Annotated in this window: 18 protein-coding genes; 5 read left to right on the forward strand and 13 right to left on the reverse strand. The window is 65.0% G+C overall.

Features of this window, described 5'->3' with window-relative positions; translation table 11 throughout:
- Positions 1-125: 125 nt before the first annotated feature.
- The 4 genes from J2R80_RS05300 to J2R80_RS05315 all read right to left on the reverse strand — a co-directional run bounded on the left by J2R80_RS05300 (position 126) and on the right by J2R80_RS05315 (position 4,825).
- Positions 126-683: a hypothetical protein gene (locus J2R80_RS05300; protein ID WP_253638130.1), complete on the reverse strand. Its 558-nt coding sequence runs from the start codon at positions 681-683 to the stop codon at positions 126-128.
- A 189-nt stretch (positions 684-872) separates the two neighbouring features.
- Positions 873-2,708: a DUF1963 domain-containing protein gene (locus tag J2R80_RS05305; RefSeq protein ID WP_253638131.1), complete on the reverse strand. Its 1,836-nt coding sequence runs from the start codon at positions 2,706-2,708 to the stop codon at positions 873-875.
- A 190-nt stretch (positions 2,709-2,898) separates the two neighbouring features.
- The gene (locus tag J2R80_RS05310) at positions 2,899-4,137 is read right to left on the reverse strand and encodes a CaiB/BaiF CoA-transferase family protein (protein ID WP_253638132.1); all 1,239 of its coding nucleotides are present in this window, start codon (positions 4,135-4,137) and stop codon (positions 2,899-2,901) included.
- The gene (locus J2R80_RS05315; RefSeq protein ID WP_253638133.1) at positions 4,124-4,825 is read right to left on the reverse strand and encodes a haloacid dehalogenase type II; all 702 of its coding nucleotides are present in this window, start codon (positions 4,823-4,825) and stop codon (positions 4,124-4,126) included. The genes J2R80_RS05310 and J2R80_RS05315 overlap by 14 nt, the downstream gene beginning before the upstream one ends.
- 95 nt (positions 4,826-4,920) lie before the next feature.
- Between J2R80_RS05315 and J2R80_RS05320 the strand changes: the two genes are divergently transcribed.
- Positions 4,921-5,823, forward strand: a complete 903-nt coding sequence (locus J2R80_RS05320; protein ID WP_253638134.1) for a LysR family transcriptional regulator — start codon at positions 4,921-4,923, stop codon at positions 5,821-5,823.
- Here the strand turns inward: J2R80_RS05320 and J2R80_RS05325 are convergent.
- Positions 5,820-7,229, reverse strand: coding sequence for an MFS transporter (locus J2R80_RS05325; protein ID WP_253588313.1), 1,410 nt, complete (start codon positions 7,227-7,229; stop codon positions 5,820-5,822). The genes J2R80_RS05320 and J2R80_RS05325 overlap by 4 nt on opposite strands.
- 298 nt (positions 7,230-7,527) lie before the next feature.
- On the opposite strand from J2R80_RS05325, the gene J2R80_RS05330 reads away from it, so the two are divergent.
- Complete coding sequence (locus J2R80_RS05330; protein ID WP_253638135.1) at positions 7,528-8,697, forward strand: YXWGXW repeat-containing protein; 1,170 nt, start codon at positions 7,528-7,530, stop codon at positions 8,695-8,697.
- A gap of 113 nt (positions 8,698-8,810) precedes the next feature.
- Here the strand turns inward: J2R80_RS05330 and J2R80_RS05335 are convergent, their stop codons facing one another.
- The 4 genes from J2R80_RS05335 to bioB all read right to left on the reverse strand — a co-directional run bounded on the left by J2R80_RS05335 (position 8,811) and on the right by bioB (position 12,914).
- Complete coding sequence (locus J2R80_RS05335; RefSeq protein WP_253638136.1) at positions 8,811-10,073, reverse strand: adenosylmethionine--8-amino-7-oxononanoate transaminase; 1,263 nt, start codon at positions 10,071-10,073, stop codon at positions 8,811-8,813.
- Entirely contained in the window at positions 10,070-10,702 is a 633-nt protein-coding gene (gene bioD, locus J2R80_RS05340) for a dethiobiotin synthase (RefSeq protein WP_253638137.1), read from the reverse strand. The genes J2R80_RS05335 and bioD overlap by 4 nt, the downstream gene beginning before the upstream one ends.
- Complete coding sequence (locus tag J2R80_RS05345; RefSeq protein ID WP_253638138.1) at positions 10,699-11,853, reverse strand: 8-amino-7-oxononanoate synthase; 1,155 nt, start codon at positions 11,851-11,853, stop codon at positions 10,699-10,701. Before J2R80_RS05345 ends, bioD begins: the two co-directional genes overlap by 4 nt.
- Before the next feature lie 65 nt (positions 11,854-11,918).
- Positions 11,919-12,914: a biotin synthase BioB gene (gene bioB / locus J2R80_RS05350; RefSeq protein WP_253638139.1), complete on the reverse strand. Its 996-nt coding sequence runs from the start codon at positions 12,912-12,914 to the stop codon at positions 11,919-11,921.
- A 124-nt stretch (positions 12,915-13,038) separates the two neighbouring features.
- Here bioB and J2R80_RS05355 point away from each other — a divergent pair, with 124 nt between their 5' ends.
- Complete coding sequence (locus J2R80_RS05355; RefSeq protein ID WP_057015362.1) at positions 13,039-13,677, forward strand: GntR family transcriptional regulator; 639 nt, start codon at positions 13,039-13,041, stop codon at positions 13,675-13,677.
- Between the two features lie 239 nt (positions 13,678-13,916).
- Here J2R80_RS05355 and greA read toward each other — a convergent pair whose 3' ends face one another.
- From greA to J2R80_RS05375, 4 genes are all read right to left on the reverse strand, one after another.
- Positions 13,917-14,399 (reverse strand): transcription elongation factor GreA, encoded by a 483-nt coding sequence (greA, locus tag J2R80_RS05360; protein WP_076824576.1) that lies wholly within the window; start codon positions 14,397-14,399, stop codon positions 13,917-13,919.
- Between the two features lie 79 nt (positions 14,400-14,478).
- Positions 14,479-17,625, reverse strand: coding sequence for an efflux RND transporter permease subunit (locus J2R80_RS05365; RefSeq protein WP_225646657.1), 3,147 nt, complete (start codon positions 17,623-17,625; stop codon positions 14,479-14,481).
- Entirely contained in the window at positions 17,622-18,857 is a 1,236-nt protein-coding gene (locus J2R80_RS05370) for an efflux RND transporter periplasmic adaptor subunit (protein ID WP_375162555.1), read from the reverse strand. The genes J2R80_RS05365 and J2R80_RS05370 overlap by 4 nt, the downstream gene beginning before the upstream one ends.
- A gap of 311 nt (positions 18,858-19,168) precedes the next feature.
- On the reverse strand, positions 19,169-20,305 hold the full coding sequence (locus J2R80_RS05375) for a hypothetical protein (protein ID WP_253638140.1): 1,137 nt from the start codon (positions 20,303-20,305) through the stop codon (positions 19,169-19,171).
- Positions 20,306-20,965: 660 nt separating this feature from the next.
- Between J2R80_RS05375 and J2R80_RS05380 the strand changes: the two genes are divergently transcribed.
- Both J2R80_RS05380 and J2R80_RS05385 read left to right on the forward strand, forming a co-directional pair.
- A complete protein-coding gene (locus tag J2R80_RS05380; protein ID WP_253638141.1) occupies positions 20,966-22,078 on the forward strand; it encodes a helix-turn-helix transcriptional regulator in 1,113 nt (370 codons plus the stop codon).
- 154 nt (positions 22,079-22,232) lie between these two features.
- The gene (locus J2R80_RS05385) at positions 22,233-22,538 is read left to right on the forward strand and encodes a hypothetical protein (RefSeq protein WP_253638142.1); all 306 of its coding nucleotides are present in this window, start codon (positions 22,233-22,235) and stop codon (positions 22,536-22,538) included.
- Positions 22,539-22,540: the final 2 nt, after the last annotated feature.

Here is a 22,540-nt window from a genome sequence, read left to right on the forward strand (position 1 = left end):
CAGGACGAGGCGAACCAAGCCAGGCGCGGAATATGGTCGGGCACCTTCATGCCGCCGGCTCAACCCGAGGCCTGATCCCGATTGACGGGACGCCGCCAACACCTCGCGATGCACCACCGAGCCAGTTAACGCAGGATCAGCCGACCGCGCTCGTCAACAAGCGCCAGAAAACGGGCCGCGAGAGTAGCGGTGAGCGGCGCATTCTGCTCGACCACTTGAAACGTCATTCTGCCGAGCCGGTAGCCCGCCCCGAAGGCGGCGGCGAGATTGTCGGACGAGACCACGACAACGGATTTAGGCTTGCTCGTGTCGGTGAACGTCACCAGCGTCGGATAGTCCTTCGGGCGCAGGACGCCGGATGGCTTGGCTTTGACAGCCGCGCTCATGGTTCTCGCGTTGTCGCCGGACGGAAGTGGCGGCGCCAGCTCGCGATAACCGAGAACCTGGACGACGATATGCGTCATGCTGCTCAGATAGCTGTAATTTCGATCGTAGTTCGTCGCGAACAGAACCTTTCCGTCGCCAAGATCCACAAATGGGACTTCGCCGTGCACGGTGAAGCCACCACCCCAGTCGGAACCACCAGCGCCCGGCATCGGGATCAGGAATTCCCGCTCAAGGCGCAACTCCATGACTGAAGAGCCGGACCTCATTCCGCCGGGGGTTTCGACCTCGATGGTCATCCGGTAGCGCAAAGATGCCTGCGGCGTACTGCATCGGACCAACAGCCACGCCAATGCAATGGCCATGACGGCAAGAATGACAGGCCGTTTCAAAAGGACACCTTTGCGCAGCCAGCAATTGGATATTGGCCGTCTTTCGCTTCGCTGATCATTCGGCTGCCACCGGCAACCGCCTTTGCGGCGGATCTGTCAGTTCGATACATCCACCCGCACATGTCTGAAGTCGTGCCGTTCAAGATCGGAGCGGGAGATCGAGACGACGAGGTCGCTGACGTCGCCGCATCTGAAATGCGTGAGATTGTTGCTCGGAAATTGCAGCAGCATGACCGAGTTCGGCTTGTTTTCGATAAAGTCCGCGCACCAGCCGCGCGGGGCGCCGCCGATCTGGAGCGTGGCTTGCTCGGCGTCGAACGCCCAGTCGGTCTCAAGCGGATGCCGGGCGGCCATGATCACTGCATCGGGATCGTCGGCGTAAAGCTGCTTGGCGATTTCGGAGCGCAACACCCTGTACCCCGTCGACCAGAACTCCGGCAGCGCCTGATCGGCCGCCCGCTCATCGAGCAGCCGATACAGCGCGGTCCACTCGTCAGGCACGAACGCAGCCTCGCTCTGGCGATCGCGGATCCTGTGCATGACCGTCTCCAGCTCTGCGACGAGCGCCTCGGCCTTCTGCTGCCTGCTCCGTGCGATGGCGGGCCTCTGGCCCTCGCTTGCCTCGACCATTCCGAACCTGCGCAATTGCTCATGCGCCCAGTCGCGCTCGCTCTCCGCGCGCCCGCGGGCGTCTGCCCAGCTTTCGGGCGGCGGCAGCCCGCGACCATGCGCCATCGTCGTCTCGAGCGCCGCGGCGTTGTCGATCCAGAACGCGTAGTACAGTTTGCGAATCCCGCGAACCCGCGCCGCATAGGCTTCCCACTCCTGCGGAAACTTCTCCCTGTATTCCAGCCAGCCGGCGAGATCGGCTGAAACGCCCCTGTCGGGCGACGGCATCCGTACGTCGGCCTGAATATCTCGTTCAAGGTCCTGAATGAGCCGAACCAGCCCGGCATATCTGCGCCCTTGCTCGGTATCGGGCGGAAACAGAGGCGCTTTCGATTTCACCCAGATCGGCGCCAGAAAACCCTCGCCATTGGCGAGCTCGATTTCCGACTTGTCGAGCGCCGCAACGAAGCTGCCGCCACGCTGCAAGGTGATCTCGTCGCGCAGCTCCCTGATGCGCAGGACCAGTTCGGCGTGGGACAGCCAGCTTTGCAACGAGAATGGCTGCTCCGCTTCGGAACGTGCCAACGCCTCGCGCAGCCGTTCCGCTGTTTCAGCGAGTTGCTCGAACGCAGTCACCAGCTCCTTGCGCGGCTGCTTGAGCCGCGCTTCCTGCTGCCGCGCCGCGTCGGTCAGACGCGCCGCCCACGCCCTCGATTGGGCAAGCGCCTCCTGCACGAGCAGTTCGAGCGTTCTCCAATCGATCGGCTGAAGCTCCCACGATGCGATGGCGAAAACTGCATCGGCAGAAGGATTGCGCCGCAGCCGGTTTGGAACGCAGCTTTCGCCGTCGACGGGATGCACGAAGTCGAGCGGCCATCTGGGCGGCGTTGCCAGCAGCCCGTCATACTTGTCATCGACCCAATACAGACCCGTGGCGCTCTTCTGCCAGGCGCGTTCGTTGCCGCGTTGCGGTCCGAGCGTCGGTTGATGGATGACCTTCACGTCGATACGGCCGGAAACGGCTGCGAAAAATGCCAGCCATCCCGTCCTCTGACCGACGCCGCCCCACAGGCTGGGCGGCAAGGACGCGCAATTGATCTGGCAAAGAAACTGATACGGCTGGCCGTCCCTGCTGGGCCATTGGAAGGGATCAGGAAGTTCTGGATTGCCGCCGATCCAACCGATCTCGGCTGCCGCCGGACAAGCCGGAATCGCAGCGCGCAGCCAGACTGCATTCTGGTCATGCGCGGCCGGGTCCTCATCGTAGGCCTTGGCAAGCATCTCCAGATTGTACGTTAGGAACTTGGCAATAAGGTCCTTCATCGCGCGCCGCTCCTCAACCTGGGCCAGAATATTGGCGTCGATTCAGGATTGCGCCATCCAAATTCTGTATCTTGGAAAGCGAGTTCTTAATTCCCGCGGACGGGCGCGCTTGATCAGGTAAAGGCCAGGACTGTGCTACGCTCCATTTCGCCGCACGTTGGGCGGCGCGGCGCGACCGCAGCGGCGCCGCTCACATCGACGATCGCACGAACGTCCGTCCAAAGTCGCCGAACGCGCCATCGACCGCTGACCTCTCGAGCCGATCGTCGCTCCAGCCGAGCCATTCCGCAAACACCTCGCTTGTGTGTTCGCCGAGCATCGGCGGCGGCGTGGAAGGTGGCGGCGGTTCGTCGCCGAACCGCGTCGGCCTCGCGATGAACATCACATCTCCCGCGGCCGGATGGCTGATGGTCTGGACCATTCCGCGCTGCGTGAGCTGCGGCGTTTCGCAGACCTCGCCGACCGACTTGATCGCGCCGCACGGAATGCCCGCCGCGCCGAGCGCCTGCAGCCAGTCGGCGCGACTTCGCCGGGCAAAGATCGGCGAAAGGATCGCGACGAGCTCGTTGCGGCTCGCCGCACGCTTCGGAGCGGTTGCGAAGCGGATGTCCTCGCGCAGCTTCGGACGGCCGACGACGCCGCAAAACGCCGCCCAGAACTTGTCGTTCGCGACCCCGACATTGATCCAGCCGTCACTCGCCTCGAACGGTTCATACGGGCTGATGGTCGGATGGACATTGCCGCGGCGCTTCGGGCTTTGTCCCGAGGCGAAGTACATGCCGGCGTTGAACGTCAGCAGCGACGCCATGGCGTCGAGCATGGAGACGTCGACCCGGCCGCCCTCGCCGGTGCGGCTCTTGCGCATCAGCGCGGCCAACACCGAATGCGACGCATAAAGGCCCGTGACGAGGTCCGCGATCGACGTGCCGACCTTGGTCGGCGGTCCGTCCGGATCGCCGGTGATGTCCATCACGCCGGATTCGCCCTGCAGAATCAGATCGTAGCCGGGGCGCGCGGCGTCGGCACCGGTGCGACCGAATCCCGAAATGCTGCACAGGATGATGTCGGCCTTGCGGGCGCGCAGCGCGTCGAAGCCGAGCCCCCATTTGTCCAGGGTGCCGGGGCGAAAGTTCTCGATGACGACGTCTGCGACGGATGCAAGATCGAGCACCGCGTCGCGCCCGGCCGGCGACTTCAGATCGATGGCGCAACTTCGCTTGTTGCGGTTCACCGACAGAAAATACGCACTCTCGCCGCCGACGAAGGGGGGTCCGTAACGGCGGCTTTCGTCGCCTTGACGCGGATCCTCGATCTTGACGATGTCGGCGCCGAGATCGCCGAGCTGCATCGTGGCAAACGGGCCGGAGACCACTCGGCAGAGGTCGAGGACCCTGATGCCCGACAGCGGCTCGCGATCAGACGATCGCATCGGCGAGGTCCTTCATCGACGGCACCAGGATATCGGGCTGATGCGGCGTGATGCCGAACGGGCGGCTGCGCCGATCGATGAAGGCCGTCCGCATGCCGGCGGACTTGGCGCCGATGCAGTCGAAGGCATGATTGGCCACGAACAGCACCTGCGCCGGCTTCACGCCCATGATCTCGGCCGCTTTGGTGTAGGTCGCGACATGCGGCTTGAACGAATTGGCCTCCGCCACCGAGATCACGCGATCGAACGGGACCTTGTGGTATTGCTTCGCGGTCTCGAGCATGTCCGGATCGCCGTTCGAGAGCACGACGAGCTTGTACTTGCGTTGCAGCCGCGCGAGTGCGTCCGGCACCTCTGGAAACGGCAACAGCTTCTCGATCTCGCCCACGAGGTAACGCACATCGTCCATCGTATAGTCGATCTTCGCGCGGTCCATGACGTGAGCAACCGCGCGGTGCCCGATCTCGCGATAGGGCGTGTGCTCGCGATGCAGCAGCGCATCGATCATCGAGTTCTCGAAATGCGTGCGACGCCACCACGTGACGAAGGAATCCGGATCGCCCTTCCAGCCCTTCTTCTCGAGGAACGGCGCCGCGATCCTGGTCAGGCCGCCCTGCATGTCGACGACCGTGCCGTACTGGTCGAACATGCAGATCTTCACGTCGCGCTTGATCGTCTCAAAGCTCATTGATGCCCTCCTTGGTCCTGATCGATTGATACGCGCTGCGCCATCATGGATGAAATGGATTTGTTATCTTTCGTCATTCACGATATGAATGATGGATGAACCTTCGATCCATCGACCTCAATCTGCTCGTCGCGCTGGACGCATTGCTGACCGAGCGTCACGTCACCAAGGCGGCGGATCGCGTCGGCCTCAGTCAACCGGCGATGAGCAATGCGCTCAACCGGTTGCGCGCGATGTTCAAGGACGAACTCCTGGTGCGGACCACGACCGGGATGAAGCCGACGCCCCGCGCCACCGAACTGGCGGAGCCGCTGCGCCAGGTCCTGCGCCAGGTCGAGCGCGTGATGGCGAGCGACGCCGGCTTCGATCCAGACCGGACCGAACGCACCTTCACGATCAGGATGTCGGACATTCTCGCGTGCCTGCTGCTGCCGCGGCTCGCCGCAACGCGGCCGCCGGAGGGCCGAATTTCCTACAACACGATCCATCTGCCGCCCGCCCTGACGATCGATGCGCTGGAGCGGGACGAGATCGACGTCGCGGTGAGCATGGGGCTCGAGCATTCCGCATCGATCCGTTCGGAAACGCTGCTGCGCGACCGCATGGTCTGCCTGATGCGACGCGGACACCAGATCAAGCGCGCACGGCTGACCTTTGAGCGCTTCATCGCGCAGGAGCACATGAAGGTCTCGATGAGCCCGACCGATCTTCGCTTCGTCGACGACGTGCTCGCCGAACGCGGCCATCGAAGACGCATTGCCCTGAACGTGCCGCATTGGCTGGTCGTGCCTCACGTCTTGAAGAAGACCGATCTGCTCGCGGTGATGCCGAGGCACCTCGCGACCGTGCTGATGGACGACGATCTGAGGATGGAGGAACTGCCGTTCGAGTCCGCGCCGTTCGACTGGATGTTGTACTGGCACCGCAGATACGATCAAAGCAACGCGAACGGCTGGCTCCGCGACCGGATCAGGGCGGCGTGCTCCGACCTGAACTAGGCGCCGAGGTCCGCCGGCCTCCGCGCCATGGGCGATTGACGTGCTGCCTCGGCGTCCGTGACGGCCGATGCGTCCTCTAAAGAGCGCCCCTTGGTCTCGAAACCGAACACGAGGAAGACCACGGCCTGGAAGACGAGGATGCCGGCCAGGGTCGTCAGCACGCCGGTTAGCCCCTGCCAGGCGAAGATCGCAACCACGACGTATTGAACCAGCGCGGTCGCGATGCGTCCGGATGTGGCGCAGATCGCCGTGCCGCGAAGCCGATACCGCGTCGGAAACAGTTCGGGGACGTGCATCGCGAACCCGGTCGCCAGCATCACGTAGATCGCCGTGATCAGCAGGAAGCCCACACCCGCGAGCGCAACGCCATCCGGCATGTATGGATAGGCGATACCGAGCGCCGCTGCCGCAATCGACGAACAGACGATCGACAGCCTGCGTCCGAGCCGGTCCGCCAGCACGAGCCCGATCAGCGATCCGACCGGGCCGCCCAGCGCCATCACCGTGGTGTAGCCCAGCGAGGAAACCACGCTGTGGCCGCCCTTGACCATGAAGGTCGGCAGCCAGCCGATGAACCCGTAGAGGCTGAAGCCGACGACGATGTGCAACAGGCTGCCGAGCAGCGTGCGCGCGAGATACGGCGGCTGGAACAGACGCCAGACCGCGCCGGGAGACTCCTGCACCGGCGCGCGGGCAGCGACGGCAGGCAGTGTCGCCTTGCGCGCGGCCTCGACTTCGATCGCCGACAGGATCTTCTCGGCTTCATCGGCGCGTCCGTTGGCGGCGAGCCAGCGCGGCGATTCCGGCATCGACTTGCGCAGAATCCAGACGACCATCGCAAGGCAACCGACAAGGCCGAACATGTAGCGCCATCCAAGCGTCGGGATCACCCACAGGCCGACCATCGACGAGACGAACAGCGAGAAATTGGTGATCACCGCCAGCAGCCCGATCCAGCGCCCACGCGAGGAAGCCGGCACGAATTCCGTCAACGTCGCGTAGCCGACCACGATCTCTGCGCCGAGGCCAATGCCGATGATGAAACGCAGGCCGATCAGGACGATCATGTTCGGCGCGAAGGCCGCGGCGATCGAGGCGAGGCCAAAGATCGCGAGGTTCATCTGATAGGAGAAGCGGCGGCCGAACCGATCGCCGAGGATGCCGGAGCACCACGCGCCGATCGTCATCCCGACGAAGGTCGCGGAGACGAATGCGGCGTTGAGCTCGAGCGTCGACCAGCCTTCCTTGAGCACGGCGCCCAGCACGCCGCCGGCCAGATAGATATCGAACGCGTCGAGGAACATGCCGGCGCCGATCAGGGCCATGATGCGCCAGTGGAATCCGCAGATCGGTAGCCTGTCGAGGCGCGCGCCCGCGTTGATGTCGATGTCGGCGGATCGCGCCATGCCAAACCTCCCTGCCCGGCCTTTGGCAGCCGGATGCTCCGGGCACCGATTGATGACGCGCAGGGGGTCGTCGTCCAATTCAAATCGAAAATTCGACTATTTGGCGCAGTGATGAAGCTGACGCGACCGCACCGTCGCGTTCCATCCTGACACCGAGCTGACTTGCATTCGCCGTCGTTAACGATCCCGCCGTCGCGCGATCTCGAAATCACGGTGTCAGCACAAACATTCACAACGGGTTCATGTCGCCGCCACTATTCGACTCCAACGCTGGGGGAAGAAGATTGGAGTATGTGCCATGCGCCGCATCGCCGGACTGCCTTTCGCCCTGGCTCTCAGCCTCTGCTGTCTCTCACCGCTCGCGCCAGCACGCGGGCAGCTTGCCATCGGCATCACCGTCAATGCGGCGCCGCCGCCATTGCCGGTCTATGTCCAGCCGCCGATCCCCGCGCCCGGCTACATCTGGACTCCGGGCTATTGGGCATGGAACGACGACACCGGTTACTACTGGGTGCCCGGCACATGGGTGCTTCCGCCTGCGCCCGAATTGCTGTGGACACCCGGCTATTGGGGCTGGAGCGACGGCGCCTACGCCTTCCACGCCGGATACTGGGGCGCGACCGTCGGCTTCTACGGCGGCATCTCTTATGGCTTCGGCTACACCGGCGTCGGCTATGAGGGCGGCTACTGGCGCGGCGGCAGCTTCTTCTACAACAGTTCCGTCAACAACATCTCGAACGTCTCGGTCACCAACGTCTACAACAAGACCGTCGTCAACAACACGACCAACGTCAGCTACAACGGCGGCACCGGCGGCACTACGGTGAAGCCGACGCCACAGCAGCTCGCGGCCCAGAGCGCGCACCACGTGGCCGCGACCGGCGAGCAGACGCGACACGCGGAAGCGGCGATGAAGAATCCGGCGCTGACGCTCGCCAACAACCATGGTCATCCGGCGGTCGCCGCGACCGCGCACGCAGCACGGTTCAGCGGCGCCGGCGTGGTGGCCGCGCGCCCGGGCAAGCCGATCGCGGCGCCGCCGCCCCGACATGCGCAACCCACGGCCGCACACGCCTTGCCAACGGGACATGCACTCCCGACGGGGAATGCTCCGCCGCCAGGACACGCCCTGCCGACAGCAAGCGCTTCGCCGGCCGGACACGCTCTACCGACGGGGAACGCTTTGCCGCCGGCACACGCCTTACCGCCGGGACACGCCTTGCCGACTGCGCATGCTCTCCCCGGCACCGGCGCACATCCCGCACCCGCGCCGCACGTCGCTCCGCCGGCGTCAAGACCGCAGCTCGTGCAGCATGCACCGCCGCAGCCACGCGCGGTCGCGCATCCACCGGCGCCGCGCGTCGCGCAAGCGGTTGTGCATCGGCCCGCGCCCCCGCATGTGTCACGACCGGCGCCGCGGCCGCATCCTGCTGCGAGGCCGCATCCGGCGGCACGCCAGCACTCATGATCGGGCTCATCGGCGTGCCTGCAAGGGCACGCCGATGTCGTATGAGACCCCATCGCGCACACCACGACCGCGATGCGATCATCATCCCTGACTTTTGGGCGCGAAGCGCGCCGTCAAGCCAGCGCGTCGGCCGCGCACCTGATCCCGTCGTAGATCTCCTCGAGATCCGCCTCCGTGACGCAGTAGGGCGGCATGACGTAGATCGTGTTGCCGAGCGGCCGCAGCAGCAGATTGCGGCGTTCGAAGAAGGCCTGAAGCTTTGGGCCGATGCCGGCGAGATAGCCCGCATCGCTCGCCTTCAGATCAAGTGCGGTGACGGTCCCGGTGCGGCGGACGTTCTCGAAACGCGCGTCGGCGCGGAACGCGGCGATCAGGCGCTCCTGCATCGCAGCCACTGAGGCTGTGCGCGCGCCCGCGCCGTGTTGCCAGAGCTCAAGGTTTGCTTTTGCAGCGGCGCAGGCGATCGGATTAGCCGTGTAGGAACTGGAATGGAAGAAGGTGCGCGAACGATCGCTGGAATAATGTGCGTCGTAGATCTCCGCACGGCACAGCGTCACCGCGAGCGGCAGCGAACCGCCGGTGAGGCCCTTCGAATAGCAAGCGATATCCGGCGCGATGTCGGCCTGCTCGCAGGCGAACAAGGTGCCGGTGCGGCCCCAGCCGGTCATCACCTCGTCGGCGATGAACAACACGCCAGCGGCTGCGCAGATGCGTTTCATTTCCTTCAGCACCCAGGGCGGATACATCAGCATCCCGCCCGCACCCAGGATCAGCGGTTCGACAATGAACACTGCCGCGGATTCCTTCCTGCACGCGGCTTCGAGCGCGTCGAGCGTCGTCTGTTCATAGCCAGGCGCCGGAAACGGGATCGACGCGACGTCGAACAGCAGCGGCTCGTAAGCCCTGTTGAAGACGCCGCGCGCGCCGACCGACATCGTCCCGACCGTGTCGCCATGGTAGGAATTTTCCATCACGATGATCTGCGTGCGCGTCGCGCCGATATTGTGCCAGTAGCCGAGCGCCATCTTCAGCGCCACCTCGACGCTGGTCGAGCCAGAGTCGGAGAAGAACACGTAATCGAGCCCGTCGGGCGCCAGCTTCAACAGCTGCGCGGCGACCTGCTCGGCCGGATCGTGGGTATGGCCCGCGAAGATGATCTGGTTGAGCAGCTCCGCCTGGTCCTGGATCGCGCGCACGATGTGCGGATGGCAATGGCCGTGGGTCACGACCCACCAGGATGCGATCGCATCGATGATGCGGCGATCATCCGCGGTGTAGAGATAGGCGCCCTCCCCACGCACGATCCTCTTCATCTCGCCGTGCAGCGCGTGCTGGGTGAACGGGTGCCAGATCGGCGACTTCCGAGCGGATGTCATGGATTGAAATCTTCCCGCCGGAACGACGCCTTGAACGCTGCCTGCAGCGTGTCTGCCGCAAGCGGAGCAAGCCAGGACAACCGGCCTAGCCGGCGCACCTGCCCGATCTCGCAGATCGCGCGCTCGCTCTCGGGATTGCTCTCGCCGATGAATGCGATCCCGTGAATGTCGATCCCGCGCGTGCGCAGCGCCTCGACCGACAACAGCGAGTGATTGATGGTGCCGAGCGCGGTGCGGGCGCACAGCACGACCGGAAGGCGCCATCGCGCGAAGATATCGATATAGAGCGTGTTGCCGTCGAGCGGCACCATCAGCCCGCCGGCGCCCTCGATCACCAGCGGACGGTCCCCGGCATCGGGCACGCCGAGCGCGGCAGCGTCGATGCGCACGCCGTCGAGCGCGGCGGACTGATGCGGCGAAGCCGGCGTTCGAAGCCGGTAACGCTCCTGCACGATGCGATCCGCCGGGAGCCCGCCAAGCCGTGCGACCAGTTGCGCATCGGTTTCCTCCTCGAGGCCGGCCTGAACCGGCTTCCAGTAGCGCGCGCCGAGGAAACCGGCGAGGCCCGCGCAGAACACCGTCTTCCCGATCCCGGTATCGGTGCCGGTGATCACGATCCGGCTCGTCATCGCGACCAGCCTTTGGTCTCGTCGACCAGCGCGTCGAGCAGCGCGCGCACGTCGTCCTCGTCGACATTAAGGGTCAGCGCAATCCGCAACCGGGCAGAGCCTGCCGGCACGGTCGGCGGCCTGATGCCTCTGATATCGAAGCCGCGCGCCTGCAGCGCAGACGCCAGCTGCATCGCACGCGCATTGTCGCCGACGATATAGGGCACGATCTGCGAGCGCGACGGGCTGCGCCAACCGCGCAGGTCGAGCTCGCGATGCGTGAACGCGACCAGTTTTGCCAGGCGCTGCTGATGCACGGGCTCCTGCTGCAGGATCAGCAGCGCCTCGCGCACGGCGACGGCCACAAGTGGCGACGGTGCAGTGGCGAAGATGAACGGGCGGCAGCGATTGACCATGAAGTCGCGCAGCACGGTCGAAGCGGTGACCAGCGCGCCGGCGGCGCCCAGCGCCTTGCCGCAGGTATGAACGATCACGAGGTTCTCGCGCCCCTCATAGGACGCCGTCAGCCCACGCCCCTGCTCGCCATAGACGCCGGTGCCATGCGCCTCGTCCACCATCAGGAACGCGTCGTGCCGGTCCGCGATGGCGACGAGGTCGTCGAGCGGCGCGACATCGCCATCCATGCTGTAGACGCTTTCGACCACGATCCAGGCCCGGCCCGTGCCGCCCTCGGCACGCCAGCCGCGAATGGTGTCTTCGACCGACTGGGGATCATTGTGCGCGCTGATCCGGAATTCGGCCCGGCCGGCCCGCGCGCCTTCATGGATGCTGGCGTGCACGAGAGAATCGAGCACCAGGAGATCGCCGCGCTGCGGCAGCGTCGTCAGCACGGCGAAATTGGCGACATAGCCGCCGCCGAAGAACAGCGCCGTCTCGGCTCCAAAGAACGCGGCGGCTTCGGCCTCTAGCCGTTCGTGCTCCTCGCAATTGCCGCGCAGCAGCCGCGACCCACCGGCGCCGATCGGTGTGCCGGCCTCGAGCGCGGCCGAGACCGCATTCTTGATGCGCGGCGCGTTCGCGAGCGCCAGATAGTCGTTCGAGACGAAATCGATGCCCGCGCGCGGCTTGAGACCGCGCAGCCGATCGTCCTTGCTCAGGGCGTGCAAGGCCGCGACGTAATCAGCGACCTTGGCCGCATGGATTGCGCTCATGCTTCTCTCTCAGATTTGTAGTTGGTCGCGCGGCGAATCCCGCCGCGCGCGTGCCAGAGGTGCGCTCAGGCGAGGGCGGAGTTGATGCCGAGCCGGTCCAGCAGATTGGCGTCGCGATCGCGCTGCGGGTTCCTGGTGGTCAGCAGCACATCGCCGATGAAGATCGAATTCGCGCCGGCGAGGAAGCACAGCGCCTGCAGCTCGTCGGTCATGTATTGCCGTCCGGCCGACAGCCGCACCACGCTCTTCGGCATCATGATCCGCGCGGTGGCAACCAGACGCACCAGCGCGATCGGATCGGGCCGTTCCGCGGTGTCGTTGACCGGCACGCCCTTGACCTCGTTCCACAGATTGATCGGAACGCTCTCCGGATGGCTGGGAAGATTGGCAAGCAGCATCAGCATGCCGAGCCGGTCATCGACCTGTTCACCCATGCCGATAATGCCGCCGCAGCAGACCTTGATGCCGGCGTCGCGCACATGCGCGAGCGTATCGATGCGATCCTGCAGGGTGCGGGTGGTGATGATCTTGTCGTAGAACTCGGGCGAGGTGTCGACGTTGTGGTTGTAGAAATCGAGGCCGGCGTCGGAGAGACGCTCGGCCTGCTTTGGCGTCAGCATGCCGAGCGTGACGCAGGTTTCCATGCCGAGGCCCTTCACCGCGCTGACCATGTCGCAGACCTGATCGAGATCGCGGTCCTTCGGGCTGCGCCAGGCCGCAGCCATGCAGAAGCGGGTTGCGCCGGCGTCCTTGGCGCGCTGCGCGACCGCGACCACTTCGTCCCGCGGCATCAGGCGAGTGGCCTTCAGGCCGGTGTCGTAATGCGCGCTTTGCGAGCAGTAGCCGCAGTCTTCCGGGCAGCCGCCGGTCTTGATGCTGAGCAGGCTCGCGGTTTCGACATGGTTCGGATTGAAGTTGGCGCGATGCACGCCTTGCGCCTGAAACATCAAATCCGCGAACGGCAAATTGTAGAGTGCTTCAGCCTCGGTACGGTCCCAGGTCTTGCGGGGCGCTGCACTGGTGCCGCTGTCGGTCCGTTCGATTTCCACGACATCAACCATATGGCTTGCTTTCTCGTTTGCTGTGGATCATAGATAATCTGGTATATTATCTATGATCTGTGGACTTGGAACGATGCTAGCCGAGCCAGTACGCGCGCGCACCCGTTTTTACGATAGATAATCTATGACGAGCGAAGGCGAGAACACGACCACCGCGGGGCGCATCGCCGAAGCGATCGGCGAGCGCATCATCAACGGCGAATTGCTGCCGGACGCGCCGCTGCGGCAGGATCATGTCGCGCGCGAATTCCATTCGAGCCACGTGCCGGTGCGCGAGGCCTTCAGGCAATTGGAGGCGCAGCATCTCGTTGTTGCGGTGCCGCGACGCGGGGTGCGGGTCGCGCCGCTCGACACCAGGTCGGTGAAGGAAATCGCCGAGATGCGCGCCGCGCTCGAGGTGGTCGCGTTGCGCAATGCCGCCCCCAGGCTCACATCGGCCCATCTGGCACGGATCGAACTCGCCATGATCCAAGGCGACAATGCCGAGACGGTGCAGGATTTCGAGATGGCCAATCGCGCCTTTCACCATGCGCTGGTGGCGCCGTGCGCGATGCCGCGGCTGCTTGCCAGCCTCGACGGCCTGCAGCTTGCGAATTCGCGACTGGTGTTCGCGATGGCGCGCAACGCCGGCTGGCGGCCGCGGCCGAGCCAGGATCATCGCGTGATCCTGCAGGCGCTGCGCGCACGCAACATCGAACAGGCCTGCAGCCTGCTGGCGCGGCATATTCAGACCATCGAGCGGCTTGCCCTGCCGGCAGCGTGATCACTTTGCTCCGAATCGAGCGGCGGACTCCGGTTCACCTCGCCCCGCGTGCGGTCGCGTGCGGGGAGAGGTCGGAACGCATCGGCAGATGCGTTCCGGGTGAGAGGGGGAGTCTCCGCGAGAGTATCTGTCTCCGCGTGTGCGGAGGCAGCCCCTCACCCCAAACCCTCTCCCCGTAAGAACGGGGCGAGGGGACGCGCCGCCTTTGCGACCGCCATTCAATCTAATCCCATCACTCTCTAAGCGATCGCGACGATCTCCAGCTCCTGATCGCCCGAGCCTGCGACGTCGCCCAGGGCTTTGCCCATCAGCGACCTCGCTACCGGCGAGACAAAGGAAATCGAGCCTGCCTTTGGATCGGCTTCGTCCTCGCCGACAATGCGATAGGTCTGCACCCGCCCGTCGGCGCGGCTGAAGGTCACCGTGCTACCGAAGGCAACGGTTTCGGTGGAAGCAGGGTCAGGCACGACCTGCGCGGTGCGGAGCCGCTCCGTGAGATAGCGCGCGTCGCGCAACGGAACCGCCGACTGCCGCCGCCGTTCGTTGACGTCGTCCAGCTGCTGCGCGGCCTCCAGGGCCTCGCGTGCCGCCTGGAGCTCACGCTCCAGCGCCTTGCGTCCTGCTTCGGTCACCAGGTTGGGATGCGGCGAAATGGGGCGGTCCGGCAACAGCGTTTCGGACGCGGTCTCGGCACTTTCTTCCTTGGTGAAGGCAACGCTCAATCCAGAACTCCATCGATGAGGCCAGCAGCATAGACCCGCCCCACGCGCCTCCCTAATGCGCGAAGGGATTAGGCAGGATCTAATGCGAGGCAGGCTGTTCCGCCTTGGTCCGTCTGCCGAAGCGGTTCTTTACACCCTCGCGCCAGCCCTGGAAGGTGACGAACAGCATCGGCACCAGGAAGATGCCGACCGAGCTTGCGGCGAGCATACCGCCGAACACCGCGGTGCCGACCGCACGGCGGCTGATTTCCGCGGCACCGGTCGCGACCACCAGCGGCACCAGGCCGAGGATGAAGGCAATTGATGTCATCATGACGGCGCGGAAGCGCATTTGCGCGCCCATCGTCGCGGCCTCCGCGATCGGCTTGCCGGCCTCGCGCTGCTCCTTGGCGAACTCGACGATCAGGATGCCGTTCTTGGCGGCGAGCGCGATCAGCACCACGAGGCCGATCTGACCGTAGAGATCGAGGTTGAGGCCCGCGAGCTTGATCGCAAGATAGGAACCGAACACGCCGACCGTGACCGATAGCAGCACGGGAATCGGGATCGTCCAGCTCTCATACAGCGCGACCAGGAACAGATAGGCAAACAGCACCGCGAGGCCGAGAATGATGCCGGTCTGGCCGGAGGCCGCCTGCTCCTGATAGGCCGTGCCGGTCCACTCGTAGGAATAGCCGGAAGGCAGCGTCGACTTGGAGAGCTCGGCCATCGTCGCTATCGCGGTGCCCGAGGACACGCCCGCCGCCGGGCTGCCGTTCACGGTGACCGAACGATAATTGTTGTAGCGCGTGATCACCTGCGGTCCGGTCACGATGCGCAGGCTTGCGATCGAACGGATCGGCACCATCTCGCCGCCGCTGTTGCGCACATAGATCTGCCAGATGTCGGGAATGTCGCGGCGATCGGCGGCATCGCCCTGCACATTGACCTGCCAGGTGCGGCCGAACAGGTTGAAGTTGTTGACGTAGATGCCGCCGAGCGTGGCCTGCAGCGCGGTGAAGACGTCGGCCATGTTGAGGCCGAGCGCCTGCGCCTTGGCGCGATCGATGTCGAGATAGACCGACGGGTTGGTCGCGGTGAAGGTCGAGAACACGCGGGCCAGATTTGGATTGCGGTTCGCAGCACCGATCAGCCCGCCCATCACGCTGCTGAGCGAAGCCGGATCCTGCCCCTCCAGCGCCTCGAGCTGATATTCGAAACCGCCGGAGGTCGAAAGCCCGATGATCGGCGGCAGGTTGAACGGCAGCACCGAAGCCTGGCGAATCTGCGATCCCCCAACGAAGGTCTGCCCGATCGCAGCCTGCACCGAGTCGGTGACGGCCTTGCGATCGGCGAACGCCTTCATGCGCGCCACCATGAATGCCGAATTCGGCTCGCTGGCACCGTCGAGTAGCGAGAAGCCGATGATCGACAGCACATGGTCGATCGCCGGATTCTTCTTCAAGAGTGCCTCGACCTGCTTGGTGACCTCGCTGGTGCGTGCCACCGACGCGCCGTCGGGCAATTGCACCGCGATGAAGAAGGCGCCCTGATCCTCCTCGGGCAGGAAGCCGGTCGGCGTGATCTTCGACACGCCGAACACCGCGCCGGCAAACACCAGCACCGCAACCAGTGACAGCACCGCCACACGAACCAGCCGTTGCACCACGCCGGCGTAGCGGTCGCGCACCCAGTCGATGCTGCCGAGCACCCGTCCCATGATGCCGCGGCGCGGCCCGCCGTGGCGCAGGAACACGGCGCACAGTGCCGGCGACAAGGTCAGCGCATTCAGCGCCGAGATCACCATCGCGGCGCTGATCGTCACCGCGAACTGGCGGAACAGCGTGCCGGAAATGCCCGGGATGAACGCGATCGGCACGAACACCGAGAGCAGCACCAGCGAGATCGCGATGATCGGCGCCGTGATCTGCGCCATCGCCTTCTTGGTGGCGTCGGCCGGCGACAGCTCGGGCTCCTCCTCCATGACGCGCTCGACGTTCTCGACCACGACGATGGCGTCGTCGACCACGATGCCGATCGCCAGCACCATCGCCAGCAGCGAGACCGTATTGGCGGAATAGCCGAGCGCCAGCAGCACCGCGAAGGCGCCGATCAGGCTGACCGGAACCGCGACCGCGGGGATCACCGTGGCGCGCAGATTGCCGAGGAACAGGAACACCACGATCACGACGAGCACGAAGGCTTCGCCGAGCGTCTTCATCACCTCCTTGATCGTATCGGACACGAAGGTGGTGGAGTCGTACTGTACGAGATAGGTCAGCCCCGGCGGAAACCGCTCCGACAGCCGCGCAAGCGTGGCCTGCACCGCCTTGGCCGTGGTCACGGCATTGGCGCCAGGCGCGAGATAGATGCCCATCGGCACGCCGGGATTGCCGTCGATCCGCGACTCCGAATCCATGTTCTGCGCGCCGATCTCGACACGAGCAACGTCCCTGATCCGCAGCACCGAGCCATCCGGATTGGCCCGCAGCACGATGTCGCCGAACTGCTTGGATGTCGTCAGGCGGCCCTGCGTCTGCACATTGAACTGGAACTGCTGGTCATTGCTGATCGGACGCGCGCCGATGCGGCCGACCGGCGCCTGCACACTTTGCGCCCTGATCGCGGCGATCACGTCCGACGGCGCCAGGTTGAGGCTGGTCAGGCGCTGGGTGTCGAACCAGATCCGCATCGAGTAGTTCAGCTTCGCGAACAGCGAGGCCTGTCCGACACCAGGCGTGCGCGAGATCGCGTCCAGCACGTTGATGATGGCGTAGTTGGTGATGAACAGCGGATCCTGATCGCCGCTCTTGCTGTACAGCACGATGAATTGCAGCACCGCCGAGGATTTCTTCTGCACGGTCAGGCCCTGCGCCTGCACCTCGGTCGGCAATTGCGCGAGCGCGCTCTGCACGCGGTTGTTGACGTTGACGGTGTTGATATCGGGATCGGTGCCGAGCGCGAAGGAGACCGTCAGCGTGTAGCTGCCGTCGTTGCCGCTGGTCGACTTCATGTAGAGCATCTTGTCGACGCCCACGACCTGCGCTTCCAGCGGCTGGGCGACGCTCGATTCCACCACTTCGGCCGATGCGCCGGGGAACACGGCGGAGACCGTGACCTGCGGCGGCACGATGTCCGGGAACTGCGCGACCGGAATCTGCATCAGCGCCAGCGCGCCCGCGATCGTGATCACGAACGCGATGACGATCGCAAGCCGCGGACGATCGACGAAGACGGCAGAAATCATGGGTTATTGCCCGTCGATTTCGGCGTGTTGCTCGCGCCGCTGTCCGCCGAAACCTTCATGCTCGACTGGATCAGCGCGCTGACGGGCCCCGGCGCCACCACCTCGCCCGGCTTGACCTTCTGCAACCCCTCGACGACGACCTTGTCGCCGAGCGAGATGCCGCCCGTCACCGCCGCAATCGTTGCGGTCGATTGCCCAAGCTGGATCCGCCTTTGCTCGGCCTTGTTGTCCGCGCCGACGACATAGACATATTCGCCTTGCTGGTCCGACAGCACCGCCGAACGCGGGATCGCGAGCACCTCGACCGGCTGCACGCCTTCGAGGAGAACGGTCACGAACTCATTGTCGGTGAGTTCGCGGAGCGAGCCGCCGGCCGCGACGGAGGTATATGTCGGCGGATTAGGGATGGTGCCGCGCAGGGAGATGGTATCGGTGTTCTGCGCGATCGTGTTGTTGACGAAATTCAGCTCGCCGGTCTTGTCGAAGAGCCGGCCGTCCGGCAACCGCAGGCGGATGACGACGGCCTTGAAGCCGCCGCGCGTCGCATAACGGTCGCGCAGATCGAGCGCCTCGCGCACCGGCACGGGAAAGGTGACATACATCGGGTCCTGGCTGACGATGGTCGTCAGGGTTCCCGAGCTCGGCGTCACGACGTTGCCCTCGGTGACCGCGGTGCGTCCGATCCTGCCGTCGATCGGCGAGTGGATCATGGTGTAGTCGAGATTGATCTGGGACAGGTCGACCTGCGCCTGCGCGGCCTGCACCTGTGCCTCGAGGCTCTGCTGGTTGGCGACCGCCGCATCAACATTGGATTGCTGGCCGGCCGGGCCGCCCATCAGGGCCTTGGCGCGATCGGTGGTCAGCTTGGCGTTGACCAGCGTCGCCTGCAATTGGGCGACCTGTGCCTTCTTCGATGCGAGATCGGCCTCGAACGGTCCGCGCTCGAGTTGATACAAGAGATCACCGGCCTTGACCTCGGAGCCCTCGACAAAGTTCCGCTTGTCCAGGAACGCGGTCACACGCGCCACCACGTTGACGCGGTTGGGGGCTTCGATGCGTCCGAGAAATTCATTGGTTTCGGTGATCGGCCGCTTCACCGCCTCGAACACGCCCACGGCAGGAGGCCCGGGCGGCCCCGCCTGGGCATGGGCCGCCGATACTCCCGCCGCCATTAGTCCCGCCGATACGAAAAACCCTGCCAAGCCACCGAGCATGCGTTCCGTACCACTCATGCAGTCCAACCCTTCGGCTACCAACAGACGCTACGAGACGGATATGACGTCGAGTTCCCTCAGACCCGAAGGTCAGGATGGGCAGTGCGTTGCAGCAGATCATAACGCGGCCAATCCGACAATGCTGTAAGCTGATCGCGATCGTTGCGCCGATCCCGACGACAGCCAGCTTTGTGAAGCGCTGCGACGCCACCATGACACAGCCATTGCGGCCGCGCGGACCGGCTCAGTGCATGCCGCCGTCGCCGAAAGCTCCCGTCAATGTGATCCCACACGAGCGCACTCTCGGTACCCTCGAGGTCAGGCTGCGCTCACAACGCGATGGCGTTCTTCAAGCCAGAGGTGTCTTGATAGGCTGGCGACGCCAGACGTTCGGATAGCCACGGCCGCGCGCGCTTGCCGCTGACCTCGTGCACACCGTCAAAGATGTCCATGTCGATCAAATGCGGATGGCCTGACGATGCGTAGACCGACTGCATTTGAGAAAACTTTTCATCCCGCCCAAGTTCCAGCGCGTTTGCACCGTCACGGCTCCCGATCTCGACGAACAGCGGGCACGGGCAGAGCAAGTACGCCAGCTCCGCGCCGGCGTACTTGGCGCGGCCGTTGCTGAAATGAATGTAAGCCGCAAGTTCGACGCCGAGATTCCTGGTGATCACGGATGACATCAGGAACCTCTTCTCGTCGCGCATATATCCGGACACGACAGTCGGCCGCATCTGCCCCGTCGCGGCTTCCAGATGCAGCGCGAGAAAGGCGCCCCAGGACACCCCGTAGACGCCGACATTCAAACCCGACACGCCGGTGAGCTTCCTGCAAACGATTTCGCCGGCGTCGAGCGATGCGCATGACACGTTGTGGGCGGAGATGCCGTGAGATGCCAGCATCGCGGCGATGTTGTTCTGGCTCTCCTGATTTCCGATCTGGACGATGTAAGGACACCAGACGACGTAACCGTCCCGACATAGCCGTTTGCCGAGCGCGTTCATGTAGTCCTTGTCGGCATCGTCGAAGCAGCGCTCCGGCGTGCTCGCCATGCCGTGGCCGAGCAGGATCAACCCCTTGAATTCTCCGTCGGGAATTCCAAGACATCCGCGCACCGGCACGCCGCATTCCAGATCGAACTCGACCTTCACGACCGAGAAGCCATCCGCCGGCGCGCGCCAGAGCACCCGGATCTCGTCACGCGACGGCCGATAAAGCCGCCGCGCCCGGAACAGAGATCGCATCTCTCCGCGAATCTCCGAACCGGTTGCGACCGCATGCAGCCTGCCGCTTGCCGCGATATCGAACAACGACCGGCAGAACTGATCGTAGCCAAGGGTCGGCAAGTCGACATTCGCGCATGATCCCTGGCAATGGCCCAGCGCCAGCCTATCGCTGCCGGCCCGCGACGAGGGGCCGACCAGCGTCATCAACAATCCGGAAAGCGCCCTGCGGCTGATCATCGGCCCTCCCCGAGCCGACGATGGCTCGCATGAATGTCAGAGGTGGCCGCTTAAAAAGCGCGATCAGACCCGGTTTGAATCGTCATCGCGCCTTAGGCCGCCCGTTAGGCATGATCCTTTTCGAAAAACCGCTTCGCACTTTTCCGGATCATGCCCTAGCTGGCGCCACGGATTGCGCGGATACAAATTAAAGGATGTTCATGCTCGAACGATCGCGTGCAACGTTGCAAATGTGTGACGCCGGCGGGCTTGGCGCAGCGCCAGTCATGCCAATCCGGTTTCGGGATGCTTCGGAATGTTTCCATCTGTCACGTAGCTTCGATTTTGCCGCGCGCGGCGATGATCGTCAGGCCCTGATTATCGAGTCTTCATCAAGTCTCTATCAAGTCATGGGGCCGCCCCGCCGACCTGGCATCGAGCTTCGCCTTCGTCGTCCGTGCGCCGGCGGCCGCGCGCCGGATCGCAGCCGAGCGAGCGAGACCCCGGCCGCCGCGCGAAAATCGCGAAGAAGAGGCGGCGAAAACGTCGGAATTCCCTCCTGATGCGCGTGAACGCGCACCGGAATAACCCGGACTCGTGGGTTGGGCCGAATTACTCTACGCAATATTTCCGGGGTCGATGGGTTTATCTATTGGGCAACAACGGTTTTTGGGATGACCGATGGCGAACGACCTGCACGAGCATCTGATTGAACTGGCCTATGAGGCCGCGGTCGTCCCCGAATTGTGGCCGAATGTCCTGCATCAGGTCGGTGCAATCGCGCGTGCGCGCGGTATCGTGCTGCTGACGGCGGCCCCACACGACGTCCGCTGGGTCGCGTCGCCCGACATGCACGACGACACGGTGGCCTATGTCGAGGGCGGCTGGCACGAGCGCAACGGGCGATTGCCGCGCCTGCTCGCGGCCAACCATGCCGGCTTCCTGCGCGACATCGACGTTTTCGATACGCCCGAGGAGGTGCAGCAGGATTTCCAGATCCGCGAATTCTTCCGCCCGCGCGGGCTCGGATGGGGCGCCGGTACTGCGATCCCGGTGCCGAGCGGCGACGTGCTGATCTACAGCGTCGAGCGCGAATACCAGCACGGGCCGATCGAGCGCGAAGCGATCGAGCAGCTCGACGCGCTGCGGCCGCATCTGGCGCGTGCCGCGCTGCTGTCGGCGCGGCTCGGGATGGAGCGCGCCAGGGCGGCAACCGAATCGCTGGCGATGCTCGGCCTGCCCGCGGCAGTGCTGCGGCGCGGCGGCCGTCTGATGACGGCCAACACGCTGTTCAACCGCCTGGTGCCCGACGTGATGCAGGATCGCGGCGAGCGCCTGACGCTGGCGGCGACCACTGCCGACACGCTGTTCGCCCAGGCGCTGGCCGCGCTTGATCAGGGACTGATCAGCGTGGAGGTGCGCTCGGTGCCGATCGCGGCGCAGGAGGATCGGCCGCCGCTGATCGTGCATCTGGTCCCGATCCACGGCGCGGCGCGTGACCTGTTCGACCGCGCGGCGGCGATCGTGATCGTGACGCCGGTGGTGCCGGCCGAGGTGCCGACCGCGGAAGTGCTGCAGGGCCTGTTCGACCTGACGCCGGCGGAGGCGCGTGTGGCGCGCGGCATTGGCGAAGGACGCACCGTCGAGGCAATCGCGGGCGCTTTCGGCATCTCCCGCGAAACGGTGCGCAACCAGCTCAAGGCGGTGCTGGCCAAGACCGGACTGGGCCGGCAGGTGGAGCTGGCCAGACTGCTCGCCGGCGCGAAGGTGCCGCCGGGGTCGTCAGGAGACTAGCGCACGCCGCGCAAGCCTCGGTGCAGGGGTCGATGCGATCCTCCGGGAATTCGCAAAACGATCGCATGTTCAAACGGCACCGGTTACGCTAGGGGTAGCTCCCCTCCCTCCGTGCGCCCGCCCCGGCGCATGTCCAGTCAATGAGTGCAACTGAATGGCCGAAGCCGACCTCGACGCCGTCATCCGGCAAACCGCAAAAGCGCAGACCAAGGCCGTGATGGCGGCTGCCAAGAAACGCCAGGCCGTCTGGGTCACGCGCGCCGCCAAGGCCAAGGACAAGGAGACCAAGGCGCGCTTCCGCTTCCTGGCCAAGAGCACGATGCTGAACGCAACCGCGACCGCCAAGCGGTTGCAGAATTCGGCCGAGAACGCCGCCGACGCCTATGCGCGCGCCATGAAGAAGGCGATGGAAGAGCCGCCGCCGGCCAAGAAGCCTGCGAAGAAGAAAACCGACGGCTAGTC

This window comes from Bradyrhizobium sp. USDA 4541, assembly GCF_024171085.1.
Taxonomy (GTDB): domain Bacteria; phylum Pseudomonadota; class Alphaproteobacteria; order Rhizobiales; family Xanthobacteraceae; genus Bradyrhizobium; species Bradyrhizobium australafricanum.